This is a genomic window from Streptomyces sp. NPDC036984 (assembly GCF_055607665.1).
This window is the reverse complement of sequence record NZ_JBVJRL010000022.1, coordinates 77,362-91,654: the sequence shown is the minus strand read 5'-3', so window position 1 is coordinate 91,654 and position 14,293 is coordinate 77,362. Positions and strand designations below refer to the sequence as shown.

Sequence of the window (14,293 nt, the reverse complement as noted above, 5' to 3'; positions counted from 1 at the left end):
TGCTCGGCACCGCGTTCAGGCCGGTACGCGTACGCCCGCCAGGTTCTCCAGCATGCGTCGGGTGCTGGGGCCGACCACGGCGGCCCAGTCGTCCGGGGTGTCGGTGAGCCAGCGGGCCATGCGTGCGGCGAAGCCGGGGACGTGCCGGCCCAGGTCGACCAGTCCGCGGTCGAAGCGGGTGGCGCCCTCGGGCGTGCGGACGAGGAGCAGACCGGTGCGGTGGACGAGGCCGCGGACCTCTTCCTCCCGGCCGTCGCCGTGCGCCGCGGCCGCGTGCAGGACGGCGTCCAGGACGGACGGTTCCTGCTCCCGGGCGAGCAGGAACTCCAGCAGCTCGCGGCGGAGCGGGCGGGAGGCGGGGGCGCCGGGGGCGGCGAGGACGGTGGCGAGGGCGGCCCGGGCCTGTTCGGGGCCGCCGTCGAGCAGGCCGGTGATCAGGGGCAGCAGGACCGAGCGGGCGGTGGGGCCCTGTTCGAGGCGGCGGTCGACGTACCCGGCGACGTGCCCGGCGGTCTCCGGGCGCAGCCGCACCGCCTCCTGGACGAGGGCGGCGACCCGGGGGGCCAGGGCCGGGGTGGTGACGTCGGCGAGGCTGCGCAGGGCCGCACCGGTGTCCGGGCCGCCCGCGTCGGGGGCGCGCAGGCGGGCCCGGAACGCCTCCAGGACCGGCTCGGGATGCGTGGTCAGGGCCGGGACCAGGGCGCTCGGCGGGAACTGCGGGTCGCCGTCGGTGAAGTGGCGCAGGGCCGCGGGCAGGTGCCGGTCGCGGGTGTGCGGGTCGCGGACCAGCAGGGCCAGGGCGCCGCCGTGCAGGGTGCAGTCGGCGGGGCGGGCGAGCAGGGCGAGCGCGGTGTAGCGCAGCAGTTCGCGGTCCGCTTCGGCACGGACGTGCGGGGCCGCGCGCAGCCCGAAGGCCACCGCCGCGACCCGGCGGGCGGGGTGCTCGTCGTGCGCCCAGCGGTCGACGGCCCGGCAGACGGCCGACGGCTCCTCTTCCGCGAGGACGGTGAGCAGTTCCTCGGCACGCCGGTGCGCACAGGCGACCAGCACCTCGGTGAGCTGGTCCAGGGCGCCGTGCCGGTGGGTGTGCAGCAGCGCCTGCGCGGCGGTGGCCACGGTGGCGTGCGGGGTCGCGGGCAGCGACCGCTCGTCGGCGAACCAGCGCGCGAGCAGGGGCTGTACGACGGCGGGGGCGGCGGCGAGCAGTGCGGCGACGGCGTCCAGGTAGCGGTCTCCGGTCGCGGGCGGCGCCGGGTCCGCCAGCACGAGCCGGCGCAGCAGGTCGAGGCGCTCGGCGTCGGAGACGGGCAGCGTGGTCCAGAAGGCGGGGCCGAACTCGGCCGGTACGGGGCGCTGAGCGCGGCGCCAGGCCACGATGCGGTCGGCGAGCAGGTGCAGGACCTCGGTGTACGGCGCCGCGTCCGGGACCTGGGCCAGGGTCCGGGCGAGCAGCCGGGCGGCCCACCAGGAGCCGGGGTCACGCTCCAGCGCGTCGACCAACTCACGCAGCTGCCGGGCGAGTTGCCGGGGACCGTACTGGCGGCCGAGCAGCAGCAGGGACTGTACGACGGGGCCGACGCGGTGGTGCGGCACCGGGGCGGGGCGGGGCTCACGCGCCACGCCGGCGCGGTGCACCAAGGCTCGCAGGGCCTCGTCCAGGTCCAGGTGCATGCCCTGGATCCAGTCGGCCAGCTCCTCGTGGGCGAAACGGTAGCCGCCGCCGGCCGGCACGAGGAGACCCTCGGTGAGCACGGCGGAGGCCCAGCCGGTACCACCGCCGAGCCGGGCCGGGGCGCATCCCCAGGGGAACAGCGCCTCGAACGACTCCCGGTCCAGCTCGCCCTGCCCCGGTCCGAGGCTGCGCCGGGCGGCCTCGTGCACCTGCCCGGCCACCCGCGCCGCGAGCCGTCGTACGGCCGTACCGCGCAGGCCGCCGGCGGCGGCGAGGCGGACCGCGACGCGCAGGCACATCAGGTCGAGGTAGGCGGCGAAGACGTCGTGCCGGTCCACGGGGCCGTCGGCCGGGGCGTCCGGGACGGCCGCCCTGATCTCGGACAGCAGTCGTAGCGTGAGTGGATGCCGGGCGTCGGGCTCGACCACGGCACCGTCCGGAATCCCGTACCGAGCACGGGCCCGCCGCCCCTCGTCGTCAGTGAGATCCCCGATCCGCACACAGGGAGGAAGCGGGTCGGCGGGGGTCCGGGGCCCCTGGCCGGGCCGGTTGGGGGCGGCGAACGGGGCGTCGGACGGAGTCGCGTGGGGCGATGGCGTGCCGGGGGCGAGTGTGGGGTCGGGTGGGGCCGCGGGGGCGATCGTGGGGTGCAGCGGCTGGGCGCCGTCGGTCAGGGCGGTGGGGGCGGCCAGGGTGCGCAGGGTGTGGACGGTGTCTGCCGAGGCGGCGGAATCGGCAGGGACGCCTTCAGCCGGGACGCTGTCGGTCAGACCGGCCGGGACGCGCAGGGTGTGGGCCCTGCCAGCCAAGGCGGTGAGATCGGCGGAAGCGCCCTGGGCCTGGACGCCGTCGGGCAGGGCGGCCGGGACGCGCAAGGTGTGGGCCCTGCCAGCCAAGGCGGCGGAATCAGCGGGAGCGCCCTGGGCCTGGGCGCTGTCGGGCAGGGCGGCCGGGACGGCCGGGCTGCGGAACGGCTCGGCATCGCCGCCCGAACCACGCTCGGTGTCGCGCGCCGAAGCGCGCTCGGCACCACCCGCCGAACCACGCTCGGCACCGTCCGCCGAACCACGCTCGGCGCCGTCGGCCGATGCGCAGGGCACCGTCCCGCGGCCCACCACGGCGTGCAGCGCATCGCCGGAACCGGCCGGGGCGAAGGCGGACAGCGCAGCGCCGGGCAGGATGCAGTCCGGGTCGGTGGCGCAGTCGGGGTCGGTGGCGCAGTCCGGGTCGGTGGCGCAGTCGGGGTCGGTGGCGCAGTCCGGGTCGGTGGCGCAGTCCCGGACGGTGTCATCGGCCGCTGTCCCACGACCGGTCGGCGTGCACAGCGGCCCACTCCCGTCCCCCGGCACCGCGGACCCCGCCGGGACGTGGAGCAACTCCCTCGGGAAGGCGGCTCCCGCCCTTTCCCAGTGTTCCTCGCGGCAGGCCACCGTCAGACGGGCGCCGGTCTCGTGCAGCCAGTTCGCCGTGCCCTGGGTCCATGCGGCCAGGCGGCGGGCGAGGACGGGGGGCATTTCCTCGGGGCCGTCGAGGAGGAGCAGGAGCGGGCGGCCGGCCCGGGCGGCGACGCGGGCCAGGTGTTCGGGGGTGACGTCGCCGAGGTCCTCGGGGTCGACGGAGCGGGCGGCGGCGACGATCCGGGCGGCCCGCGCGAGGCTGCGGCGGGCGGCGTCGGCCACGGAGTCGTCGGTGTCCTCGAGATCGGCGCCGCGCAGCCACAGCGTGGGTGCGGGCCGCTCACCCCGGGCCCGGCGCGCGGCGAGCACCGCGAGTTCCGTCGTACGGCCGCTACCCGGGGCGCCGACGAGCCCGAGCACGGGCCGGTCGCCGTCGGTGAAGGCCGCCGACTCCCGGGCCACGTCCACGCGTTCGACCGGATCGAGGGCGTCCGGGTGGCCGGTGAGGACGCCCGGGGGGCCGTCCTGGCCCACCGAGGTGGTGGTCAACTGGAGGATGCCGGCCAGGTTGAGGTCGGCGCCGTAGGACGGCACGGTGGCCGCGTTCCGCGCGAGCAGGCCCGCGAGCGCGCCGTCGGCGGGCCGCAGCGGCACCGCGAAGCCCGCGTCGCGCTGGGCGGTGTGCAGGGCGGTGCCGAGGACGCCGAGGACAGCGCCGGTACCGGCGTCCAGTACCGGTCCGCCGGCCGCACCGCTCCCGAGCCGGAGCGCGTCCCGGCCGGCCGTGCCGATCGCCAGTTCCAGCGCGTCGTCCAGCAGGTGGAAACGGTCCGTGGCGGTGTACGTCACCTGGGTGGCGGCCAGCACCCGCGCCTCCCGCCAGCAGCCGGCGACGACCTGGACGTAGGTGCCGGCGTCGATCCGGTCCCGCACGGTCAGCGGCAACGGGTCCACGCCCAGCCCCTCGGTACGTACCAGGGCGAGGTCCAGGGCGGGCAGCGGAGTGACGTCGTCCGCGTCCACCACACAGGTGCGGTCGCCTGCGGCGTGCAGCACCAGCCGGGGCAGGCCGTCGACGGCCTCGTGGCTGGTGAGCAGGGTGCCCTGATGATCGGCGAGGAATCCGAGGCCGCGGGGGCGGCCGGCCAGGTCCCGGATCCGGACCAGGGCGGCGTCGGCGCGATCGGTGTCCGCGCGCCGGCCGGGACCGGCGGCCTCGCGCGCACCCTCGTCCGGCCCCGATCCGCCGTACATACGCTCGCCGTACGCACGCGGCTCATCCCGGTGCTCCCGGCGCCCGCCTCCGGTGCGCGGGCCCCGTCCCGCCATGGCCGTACCTCCCCGCCCGTCACCGTGCCCTGTCTTCGACGGTAGGCGCGTGATGATCGGCGGGACAGATCTCGCGGTGAACGCGCCCCCTTCCGCTCCCCCGGTTCACTCCGAGCGCCTGCCCGGTCGGGTGAATAGGCGGATGCTGCTGGATAACCCTAGGGGTGGGGGAACCGAGGGGGGACCGTGGAGCGGCGGCATTGGCCCGGCACCGTGGCCGGCCGCCGCTCCACGGCAGGACAGGCACACCGGCACACAAGCAGGCGGACAAGCAGACGGGCAGACCGGCGACCGGCGCAGACTCGGCGCGAACTCAGCCGAAGACGGCCAGGCTCTTCGCCTTGCCCCGGTGCTCCTCGACGAGCGCGAGGAAACGGCCCTCGGGGTCGAACACGGCCACCGGACCGGCACCCGCGTACGCGTCGGGCATCTCCAGGCGGACGCCGTTCAGCAGCAGCCGGGACCGCTTGGCGTCGACCTGCCACTGCGGGAACGCCGCGGCCGCGGCCTCGGCGATCGGCATCACGGTCAGCTCCTGCTGGAGCTGGTCCAGCGTCTTCGCCGCGTCCAGCTTGTACGGCCCGACGCGGGTCCGGCGCAGCGCGGTGAGGTGGCCGCCCACTCCCAGGCCGGCGCCCAGGTCGCGGGCGAGGGCGCGGATGTAGGTGCCGGAGGAGCAGACGACGGACACGATCAGGTCCAGGACCGGGGTGCCGTCGGCGGCGACGGCGTCCCGGACGTCGTACACCGTGAACGACGAGACGGTCACCGGCCGGGCGGGGATCTCGAAGTCCTCGCCCTCGCGGGCCCGCTTGTACGACCGTACGCCGTCGATCTTGATGGCGCTGACCTTGGACGGCACCTGCATGATGTCGCCGGTGAGCTTGGCGATGCCGGCGTCGATGGCGTCGCGGGTCACCTTGGAGGCGTCGGTGGACGAGGTGATCTCGCCCTCGGCGTCGTCGGTGAGGGTGTTCTGGCCCAGGCGGACGGTGCCCAGGTACTCCTTCTCGGTGAGCGCGAGGTGCCCGAGAAGCTTGGTGGCGCGCTCGACGCCGAGGACCAGGACACCGGTCGCCATCGGGTCGAGGGTGCCGGCGTGGCCGACGCGGCGGGTCCTCGCGATCCCGCGCATCTTGGCGACCACGTCGTGCGAAGTGAAGCCCGACGGCTTGTCGACGATGACGAGGCCGTCGGGCGTGGTGTGCTTCTGGGTCATTCCGCGGCGTCGCCGTCCGTGTCGGTGTCCTCGTCGGCCGGCTTCTTGTAGGGGTCCGCGCCGGCGGCGTACGTGGCGCCCGTGGCCGCCTCGCGCACCTTCTCGTCGGACTGCCGGGCCTTGTCGAGGAGGTCCTCGATGGTCCGGGCGGTGTCCGGCAGGGCGTCCGCGACGAAGGTCAGGGTCGGGGTGAACTTCACCCCGGCCGCACGGCCCACCTCGGAGCGCAGGATGCCCTTGGCGCTCTCCAGGCCCGCGGCGGCGGCCTGCCGCTCCCCCTCGTCGCCGTAGACCGTGTAGAAGACGGTCGCCTCCCGCAGGTCACCCGTGACCCGGGTGTCCGTGATGGTGACGTGCGAGCCGAGCCGCGGGTCCTTGATCCCGCGTTGCAGCTTCTGGGCCACCACCTCCCGGATGAGGTCCGCCAGCCTTTTAGCCCGCGCGTTGTCGGCCACTGGTCCGTCTCCCGTTCTTTCTCTTGCTTGAGTTCTGTGGTCAGTCGTCGTCGCCGTGGAAGCGCCGTCGTACGGACAGCAGCTCCACCTCGGGGCGGGCGGCGACCAGCCGTTCGCACCGGTCCAGCACGTCGGTGAGGTGCGCCGCGTCGCCGGAGACCATGGCAAGGCCGATGATCGCTCGCCGGTGGAGGTCCATGTGGTCCACCTCGGCCGCGCTCACCGCGTACTTCCGCTGGAGTTCGGCGACGATCGGGCGGACGACGGAGCGCTTCTCCTTCAGCGAGTGGACGTCGCCGAGGAGGAGGTCGAAGGACAGAGTCCCCACGTACATGTTCTCAGCCGGGTTTGCCCGCCGGTACGGGATCGATGGTCCCGGGTCCGTGTGGCCGGGGACATCAAGAACCGTACCGCGTACCTGCCGCCGGCTCGACAGGGTTTCCGCACCGTGGGTCACGGCTCCAGGCCGAGGGCTCCGCCCCGGACCCACTCCTGTCCGCCCGCCCTTCAGCCGACCGAGTCGGGTGGTGGGTGGTCAGAGGTCGGGGTCCGGGGCGGAGCCCCTGGCCTGGCCGCAGCAACGGCAAGCTGGCCGACAGGACCGAGATCCTGCCGGCCAGCTTCAGGCACCGTCGGCTGTTACGCCCGCGGCTTCTCGCGCATCTCGTACGTCGCGATGACGTCGTCGACCTTGATGTCGTTGAAGTTTCCGAGGTTGATACCACCCTCGAAGCCTTCGCGGATCTCGGTGACGTCGTCCTTGAAGCGACGCAGACCGGAGATGGTGAGGTTCTCCGCGACCACCTTGCCGTCGCGGATGAGGCGCGCCTTGGTGTTGCGCTTGACCTCGCCCGAGCGGACCAGGACACCGGCGATGTTGCCCAGCTTGGACGACTTGAAGACCTCGCGGATCTCCGCCGTGCCGAGCTCGACCTCTTCGTACTCCGGCTTGAGCATGCCCTTGAGGGCCGCCTCGATCTCCTCGATCGCCTGGTAGATGACCGAGTAGTAGCGGACGTCCACACCCTCGCGCTCGGCCATCTGCGCGGCACGGCCGGCCGCACGGACGTTGAAGCCGATCACGATGGCGTCGGAGCCCATCGCCAGGTCGATGTCCGACTCCGTGACCGCACCGACACCGCGGTGCAGGACGCGGATGTCGACCTCTTCGCCGACGTCCAGCTGGAGCAGGGACGACTCGAGGGCCTCGACGGAACCGGAAGCGTCACCCTTGATGATCAGGTTCAGCTGCTGGACCTCGCCGGCCTTGAGCACCTTGTCCAGGTCCTCGAGCGAGACGCGGCGCGTGCGCTTGGCGAAGGCCGCGTTGCGCTCACGGGCGGCACGCTTCTCGGCGATCTGACGGGCCGTACGGTCCTCGTCGACCACCAGGAAGTTGTCACCCGCACCCGGGACGTTGGTCAGGCCCAGGACCTGGACCGGCGTCGACGGGCCGGCCTCGGCGACGTTGTTGCCGTTGTCGTCGAGCATGGCGCGCACGCGACCGTAGGCGTCGCCCACGACCATCGTGTCGCCGACCCGCAGCGTGCCTCGCTGGACGAGGACCGTCGCCACGGCACCACGGCCGCGGTCGAGACGGGACTCGATCGAGATGCCCTGCGCGTCCTGGTTCGGGTTGGCCCGCAGGTCGAGCGAGGCGTCGGCCGTGAGGATCACGGCCTCCAGCAGCGAGTCGATGTGCAGACCCTGCTTGGCTGAGATGTCGACGAACATCGTGTCGCCGCCGTACTCCTCGGCCACCAGGCCGTACTCGGTCAGCTGACCGCGCACCTTGGTCGGGTCGGCACCCTCGACGTCGATCTTGTTGACCGCGACCACGATCGGCACGTCGGCCGCCTTGGCGTGGTTGAGCGCCTCGACCGTCTGCGGCATGACGCCGTCGTTGGCCGCGACGACCAGGATCGCGATGTCGGTCGACTTCGCACCACGGGCACGCATGGCGGTGAACGCCTCGTGACCCGGGGTGTCGATGAAGGTGATCTTGCGCTCTTCGTCGTTGACCTCGGTCGCGACCTGGTAGGCACCGATGTGCTGGGTGATGCCGCCGGCCTCGCCCGCGATGACGTTCGTCTTGCGGATCGCGTCGAGCAGTCGGGTCTTACCGTGGTCGACGTGACCCATGACGGTGACGACCGGCGGACGGACCACCAGGTCCTCCTCGTCGCCCTCGTCCTCGCCGAACTCGATGTCGAAGGACTCGAGCAGCTCGCGGTCCTCCTCCTCGGGGCTGACGATCTGAACCGTGTAGTTCATCTCGCCGGCGAGGAGCTGCAGGGTCTCGTCGGAGACGGACTGCGTGGCCGTGACCATCTCGCCGAGGTTCATCATGACCGCGACGAGGGACGCCGGGTTGGCGTTGATCTTCTCCGCGAAGTCCGTGAGCGACGCGCCGCGGGAGAGACGGATGGTCTCGCCGTTGCCGCGCGGCAGCATCACGCCGCCGACGCTCGGGGCCTGCATGGCCTCGTACTCCTGGCGCCTCTGCCGCTTCGACTTGCGGCCACGACGCGCGGGACCACCGGGACGACCGAAGGCACCCTGCGTGCCACCGCGGCCACCGGGGCCGCCGGGACGGCCACCGAAGCCGGGACGGCCACCGCCGCCACCGCCGGGACCACCCGGACGGCCGGCGAAACCGCCGCCACCGCCACCGGGACCAGCGGGACGACCGGCGAAGCCGCCACCGCCGCCACCGGGACGACCGGCGAAGCCGCCGCCACCCGGACGACCGCCGCCGCCACCGGGACGACCGCCGGCACCGGGACCGCGGCCGCCGGGGCCACCGCCGCCCGGACGCGGGCCGGCAGCGGGACGCTGCGGCATCATGCCGGGGTTCGGGCGCGGACCGGCCGGGCCGGGACGCGGACCACCCTGCGGGCGGGGCATGCCGCCCGGGGTCGGCCGGGGACCGCCGGGAGTCTGCGGACGCGGACCGCCGCCCTGGGCGCCGGGCGCCTGCGGACGGGGAGCGCCGCCGGGACCACCGGGGCCGGGACGCGGACCGCCCTGCGGGCGCGGAGCCTGCGGACGGGCCATGCCGGCGTTGCCGCCGGAGGTGAACGGGTTGTTACCCGGGCGCGGACCGGCCGGACGGGCACCCGGACGCGGGGCCTGACCACCGGGGCGCTGACCACCCTGGCCCGGACGGGCCGCCTGGCCCTGACCGGAAGCGGGACGACCGCCGGGCTTCGGGGCACCCGGACGGGCGCCGGGACGCGGACCCTGGGCGGCCGGAGCCTGCGGGGTCTGCGCGGCCGGAGCCTGCGGGGCCTGCGGGGCCGGGGCAGCCGGCGGAGCGGTGAACTCCGGGGCGGCCGGGGCCGGACGCGGCGCGGGCTTGGGACCCGGCACCGGACGCGGGCCGGGGGCCGGCGCCGACGGGGCCGAGGGGGCCGACGGGGCGGCCGGCTGCTGGGCAGCGGGCGCCGTCGGGGGCTTGGGAGCCGCCGGCCTCGGGGCCGGGGCAGCCGGACGTGCCGCCTGCGCCGGAGAGGGCGCGGCGGGCCTGGGGGAAGCCTTGCGCGGGGCGGGCTTCGCGGCGGACTTGCCGCTGCCACCGCCCTGGAAGGCGTCAGTCAGCTTGCGTACAACCGGCGCTTCGATGGTCGAAGACGCCGAACGGACGAATTCACCGAGTTCCTGGAGCTTGGCCATGACGACCTTGCTCTCGACACCGAACTCCTTGGCGAGTTCGTAGACCCGGACCTTAGCCACTTCGCTCCTTTGAGGTCCGGGTTGAAGCCGGACCGTCGCTAGTTCATGGGCGTACTCATCGCGTACTCATCGAGTGCTCATCGCAATCTCGACCTGCTTTCGACTCGCGAGGTACCAGACCGCACGGGGTTCCGTACGGCATGTCTTACGGCGTTGCCTGCTCGGCAACTGTTGTCTGCTCGACGTATCGACGCAACGCCTTTGTGTCGAGCGCTCCCGGGGCGCGCAGTGCCCGCGGGAACGCCCGGCGGCGTACCGCCTGGTCGAAACAGACCAGGGCGGGGTGCACATACGCACCCCGGCCGGGCAGCGTACCGCGAGGATCGGGGACGCAGGCGTCCTCGCTCTTCACGATCCGCAAGAGATCGTTCTTGGCCGCCCGCTCCCGGCACCCCACACAGGTGCGTTCAGGGCATGCTCGGGTGTGCGTCCGGCCAGACACAGTTAAGTCTACCTCCCCGTACCGACCTCACCCCTTTGGGGCAAAAATCGAACGGCTGTTGTCGTGATCTCAGCGAACTGCGGCTGGGATTTATTCCCCGGCCTGCTCGGTGTCGGGCCGGATGTCGATCCGCCAGCCGGTGAGCCGGGCCGCGAGGCGGGCGTTCTGGCCCTCCTTGCCGATGGCCAGCGACAGCTGGTAGTCCGGCACGGTCACCCGGGCGGAGCGGGCGGCCAGGTCCACGACCTCCACCTTGCTCACCCGAGCGGGTGACAGCGCGTTGGCGACCATCTCCGCCGGGTCGTCCGACCAGTCGACGATGTCGATCTTCTCGCCGTTCAGCTCGCCCATCACGTTGCGCACCCGGCCGCCCATGGGACCGATGCACGCGCCCTTGGCGTTCAGGCCCGAACGGGTGGAACGAACCGCGATCTTGGTGCGGTGACCGGCCTCACGGGCGATCGCGGCGATCTCCACCGACCCGTCGGCGATCTCCGGCACCTCCAGGGCGAAGAGCTTCTTCACCAGGTTGGGGTGCGTACGCGAGAGGGTCACGGACGGGCCCCGGACGCCCTTGGCCACGCGGACGACGTACGACCTGAGCCGCATGCCGTGCGGGTAGGTCTCGCCGGGCACCTGCTCCTGCACCGGCAGGATGGCCTCCAGCTTGCCGATGTCCACGAGCACGTTCTTCGGGTCGCGGCCCTGCTGGACCACGCCGGTGACGATGTCGCCCTCACGGCCGGCGTACTCGCCGAGCGTCGCGTCGTCCTCGGCGTCGCGCAGCCGCTGAAGAATCACCTGCTTGGCGGTGGTGGCGGCGATACGGCCGAAGCCGGACGGGGTGTCGTCGAACTCGCGGGACTCCTGCCCCTCCGCGAGGTCCTCGGGGTCCTCCTTCGCCCACACGGTCACATGCCCGGTCTCCCGGTTGAGCTCCACGCGCGCGTGTCGGCGGCTTCCCTCGGTGCGGTGGTAGGCGATGAGGAGGGCCGACTCGATCGCCTCGACCAGCAGGTCGAAGGAGATCTCCTTCTCCCGAACCAAGCCCCGCAGGGCACTCATGTCGATGTCCACGGCTACGCCTCCTCCTCTTCCTTCATGTCCTTCTTGCTGTCCTTGCGGTTGAACTCGACCTGCACGCGCGCCTTCTCGATCTCCGGGAAGCCGAGTCTGCGGGTGGTCGCCTTGCGGCCCTTCACCCCGGGCACCTCGACGTCGATGCCCTCCTCGTCGACCGTCAGGATCCGGGCGAGCAGCTCGCCGTCCTCCGTGAGCTGGAACTTCACGAGCCGGTCGGTGGCGCGCACGAAGTGCCGGTGCTCGGTGAGGAGGCGCTCCGCGCCGGGGGTGCCGACCTCCAGGTCGTACGCCGCGTCGCCCATCGCGTTCGTCTCGTCCAGCTTCGCCGAGAGCGCACGGCTCACATCGGCGATCGAGTCCAGGTCCGCTCCCGTGTCGGAGTCGACGACGACGCGCAGCACACGCTTGCGTCCGACGGAGTCCACGGCGATCTCTTCGAGATCCAGCCCCTGGGAGGTGACGAGCGGTTCCAGCAGCTCTCGCAGCCTCTCGCTCTGGGTGGTGCTCATCCGGGTGACTCCTCGGCCGCGTGTGCTGTTGTGGGATGGGTCGCGTCTGGTCAAAGGGTATCCGGTCGCACGGAGTGTTGCGTCCTGCCGTCCGGTGGTGGGGCCGGCGCCATCGCGGCGGTGGGGATGGGCGTCATCGCGGCGGTGGGGCCGGGCGCCATCGGGCTCGGGGGGCCGTGGTGCATGGGCGAGTGCGGGTCCGTCGTGGCTTGTCGCGCCCGCGCGGCGGTAGCCGCACATCGATACGGCCCCGCGCCCCTCGGGTGGGTCCACGAGCCGGTGACATGCGTGCGGCGGGTTCGCGGGTACCGTGATCAGCGGCGGGCCGGCGTTCCCGCCCGTGTGTTCGTACGAGCCCCCGAGGACGTCCGCAGTGCCGTATCCCCCGCCTCCGCGCGCCCGTTCGGGGCCGCGCAGAAGATCCCTGCTCGCCTCGGCCGCCGGCGCCGCCCTGCTGACGGGTTGCTCGGACGGGCCGGACTCCGGCGGCACCGGCCCGTCGGCCACCGCCCGGGGACGCGCGCGTGCGGCGCGGGACAGCCGGGGGCTGCTGGAGCGCTACGACGCCGTGCTCGCCGCGCATCCCTCGCTGGCCGAGCGGCTGCGCCCGCTGCGGGCGCAGGTCGCGGCGCACGCGGCGGCCTTCGCGGACGGTACGACGCCCGCACCCACGCGGTCCTCGGCCTCACCGGCTCCCGTCCCGGCCACCGAGAAGGACGCCGTGGCCGGGCTGGCGGCCGCCGAGCGTGCCCTCGCCGACCAGCGCGCCAAGGACCTGCTGAAGGCGCCGGGCGAGCTGGCGCGGCTGCTGGCGTCGGTGGCGGCGGCCGGGGCCGCGCACGCGTACCTGCTGACGGAGGGGGCCAGGTGAGCGACGTGACCGAGCGGGACGAGCCGGCTGAAGTGACCGCGCTCCAGGCGGCGCTGGCGGCGGAGCACGCGGCCGTGTACGGATACGGGGTCGTCGGCGGGCGCGTCGGCGAGCGGCGCCGGGCCGAGGCACGGGCGGCGTACGACGCCCACCGGGCGCGCCGGGACGCGCTGGTGCGCGCGGTGCGCGACCTGGGCGGCACACCGGTCGCCGCGAGCGCCGCGTACGCGCTGCCGTTCCCGGTCCAGGACGGGTCGGCGGCGGTGCGGCTGGCCGCGCGGCTGGAGGAGCGGATGGCCGGGGTGTACGCGGATCTGGTGCGGGCGGCGACCGGCGCGCGGCGGGCCGACGCGGCCGGGGCGCTGCGGGAGGCCGCGGTGCGGGCGGTGCGCTGGAGCGGGGAGAGCGTAGCCTTCCCTGGGCTCGCCGAGCGGTCCGGCGAGCAGGCGGGCGAGGCCGGTCCGGCCCCGTCGGCCAGCGCGTCGGCGTCGCGCTAGCCGCCGCGACGGCAGGCCCGCCATCGGGGCGCGCACGACAGGGCCGTACGGCGGACCGGCCGTACGGCACCACCTGAGGACAGGTCAGACAGGACCAGACAGGACCAGACGGGAAGGGAACGACTCGCGCATGGCTTTCGAAGCGCCGCAGCGCCTGGTGCGGGCGCTCGGTGAGACGGCACCGGCCGGGGACGACTGGCTGGCGCGGCTGCCCGAGACGGCCGAGCGGGCCGTCGCCCGGCGCGAGTTGACCGTCGAGCGGGTGCAAGTGCCCGGCGGGCGAAGCAGCCTGGTGGTGCTGGTGCGGCGGGCGGACGGCACCCCAGCCGTGCTGAAGCTGGCCCCGCCCCGGGCCCGCCCGGAGAGCGAGCGGGCGGCGCTGGCGCACTGGGCCGGGCTGGGCGCCGTACAGCTGCTGGAGACGGAACCCGACGACGGGGTGCTGCTGCTGGAGCGGCTGCATCCGGATGTGTCGGTGCGCTCGCTGCCGGAGGCGAAGGCGCTGCTGGAGGCGGCGGGGACGCTGCGCAGGCTGTGGGTCGAGCCGCCGGCCGGGAACGTCCTGGAGACCGTCGCCGAGCGCACCGGCCGGCAGGCGGTGGCGATACGGGCCGGCGCCGAGGCCGACCCGGAGGCGGCGCCACTGGTCGACGCGGCGCTCGCCGCCCGCGAGGAGCTGCTGGCCGCGCCGCCCGAGCACCTGCTGCTGCACGGCACGTTCCGGCAGAGCAAGGTGCTCGCCGGGGAGCGGACGCCCTGGCTCGCGGTGGGCCCGGACCCGGTGGTCGGCGAGAGCGCCTTCGACCTGGCGCGGCTGGTGCGGGACCGGGTGGAGGACCTGATCGCGGCGCCGTCCGGGCCGGCCATCACCCGGCGCCGGATCAAGCGGCTCGCGGAGTCCCTGGAGGTGGACCAGGAACGGCTGCGCGGCTGGACGCTGTTCCGGGCGGTGGAGTCCGGGATCCGGGCCCGGCGGGTCGGCCGGGAGAGGGATGCCGAGCTGCTGCTGGAGTTCGCGAGCTGGCTCTAGTCGGCGGCGCAAGAGCACGCGTACGCATACCGCTGAGTAGCCGCGCCCGTACCG

11 protein-coding genes are annotated in these 14,293 nt (G+C 74.2%); 3 read left to right on the top strand and 8 right to left on the bottom strand.

All coding sequences use genetic code 11. The features are described from left to right. Positions 1-15: 15 nt before the first annotated feature. The 8 genes from ACZ7DL_RS31065 to rimP form a co-directional block, all read right to left on the bottom strand. Complete coding sequence (locus ACZ7DL_RS31065; protein WP_470779209.1) at positions 16-4,398, bottom strand: trypsin-like peptidase domain-containing protein; 4,383 nt, start codon at positions 4,396-4,398, stop codon at positions 16-18. A 313-nt stretch (positions 4,399-4,711) separates the two neighbouring features. Then, complete coding sequence (gene truB, locus ACZ7DL_RS31060; protein WP_470779207.1) at positions 4,712-5,617, bottom strand: tRNA pseudouridine(55) synthase TruB; 906 nt, start codon at positions 5,615-5,617, stop codon at positions 4,712-4,714. Then, positions 5,614-6,072 carry a 30S ribosome-binding factor RbfA gene (gene rbfA / locus ACZ7DL_RS31055; protein WP_470779205.1) on the bottom strand — a complete coding sequence of 153 codons (459 nt, stop codon included), beginning with the start codon at positions 6,070-6,072 and terminating at the stop codon, positions 5,614-5,616. Before rbfA ends, truB begins: the two co-directional genes overlap by 4 nt. A 40-nt stretch (positions 6,073-6,112) precedes the next feature. Beyond that, complete coding sequence (locus ACZ7DL_RS31050) at positions 6,113-6,406, bottom strand: DUF503 domain-containing protein (protein ID WP_360739639.1); 294 nt, start codon at positions 6,404-6,406, stop codon at positions 6,113-6,115. A gap of 305 nt (positions 6,407-6,711) precedes the next feature. Further along, complete coding sequence (infB, locus tag ACZ7DL_RS31045; RefSeq protein WP_470779202.1) at positions 6,712-9,807, bottom strand: translation initiation factor IF-2; 3,096 nt, start codon at positions 9,805-9,807, stop codon at positions 6,712-6,714. 145 nt (positions 9,808-9,952) lie between these two features. Further along, a complete protein-coding gene (locus ACZ7DL_RS31040; RefSeq protein WP_470779200.1) occupies positions 9,953-10,249 on the bottom strand; it encodes a YlxR family protein in 297 nt (98 codons plus the stop codon). Positions 10,250-10,339: 90 nt separating this feature from the next. After that, the gene (gene nusA / locus ACZ7DL_RS31035) at positions 10,340-11,326 is read right to left on the bottom strand and encodes a transcription termination factor NusA (protein WP_470779197.1); all 987 of its coding nucleotides are present in this window, start codon (positions 11,324-11,326) and stop codon (positions 10,340-10,342) included. A gap of 2 nt (positions 11,327-11,328) precedes the next feature. Then, on the bottom strand, positions 11,329-11,841 hold the full coding sequence (gene rimP / locus ACZ7DL_RS31030) for a ribosome maturation factor RimP (RefSeq protein WP_470779195.1): 513 nt from the start codon (positions 11,839-11,841) through the stop codon (positions 11,329-11,331). 373 nt (positions 11,842-12,214) lie between these two features. Between rimP and ACZ7DL_RS31025 the strand changes: the two genes are divergently transcribed. The 3 genes from ACZ7DL_RS31025 (at position 12,215) to ACZ7DL_RS31015 (ending at position 14,239) form a co-directional block, all read left to right on the top strand. Further along, positions 12,215-12,712, top strand: a complete 498-nt coding sequence (locus tag ACZ7DL_RS31025; RefSeq protein WP_470779193.1) for a hypothetical protein — start codon at positions 12,215-12,217, stop codon at positions 12,710-12,712. Further along, complete coding sequence (locus ACZ7DL_RS31020) at positions 12,709-13,209, top strand: DUF4439 domain-containing protein (protein ID WP_470779191.1); 501 nt, start codon at positions 12,709-12,711, stop codon at positions 13,207-13,209. The genes ACZ7DL_RS31025 and ACZ7DL_RS31020 overlap by 4 nt, the downstream gene beginning before the upstream one ends. A 130-nt stretch (positions 13,210-13,339) precedes the next feature. Beyond that, complete coding sequence (locus tag ACZ7DL_RS31015; RefSeq protein WP_470779188.1) at positions 13,340-14,239, top strand: aminoglycoside phosphotransferase family protein; 900 nt, start codon at positions 13,340-13,342, stop codon at positions 14,237-14,239. Positions 14,240-14,293: the final 54 nt, after the last annotated feature.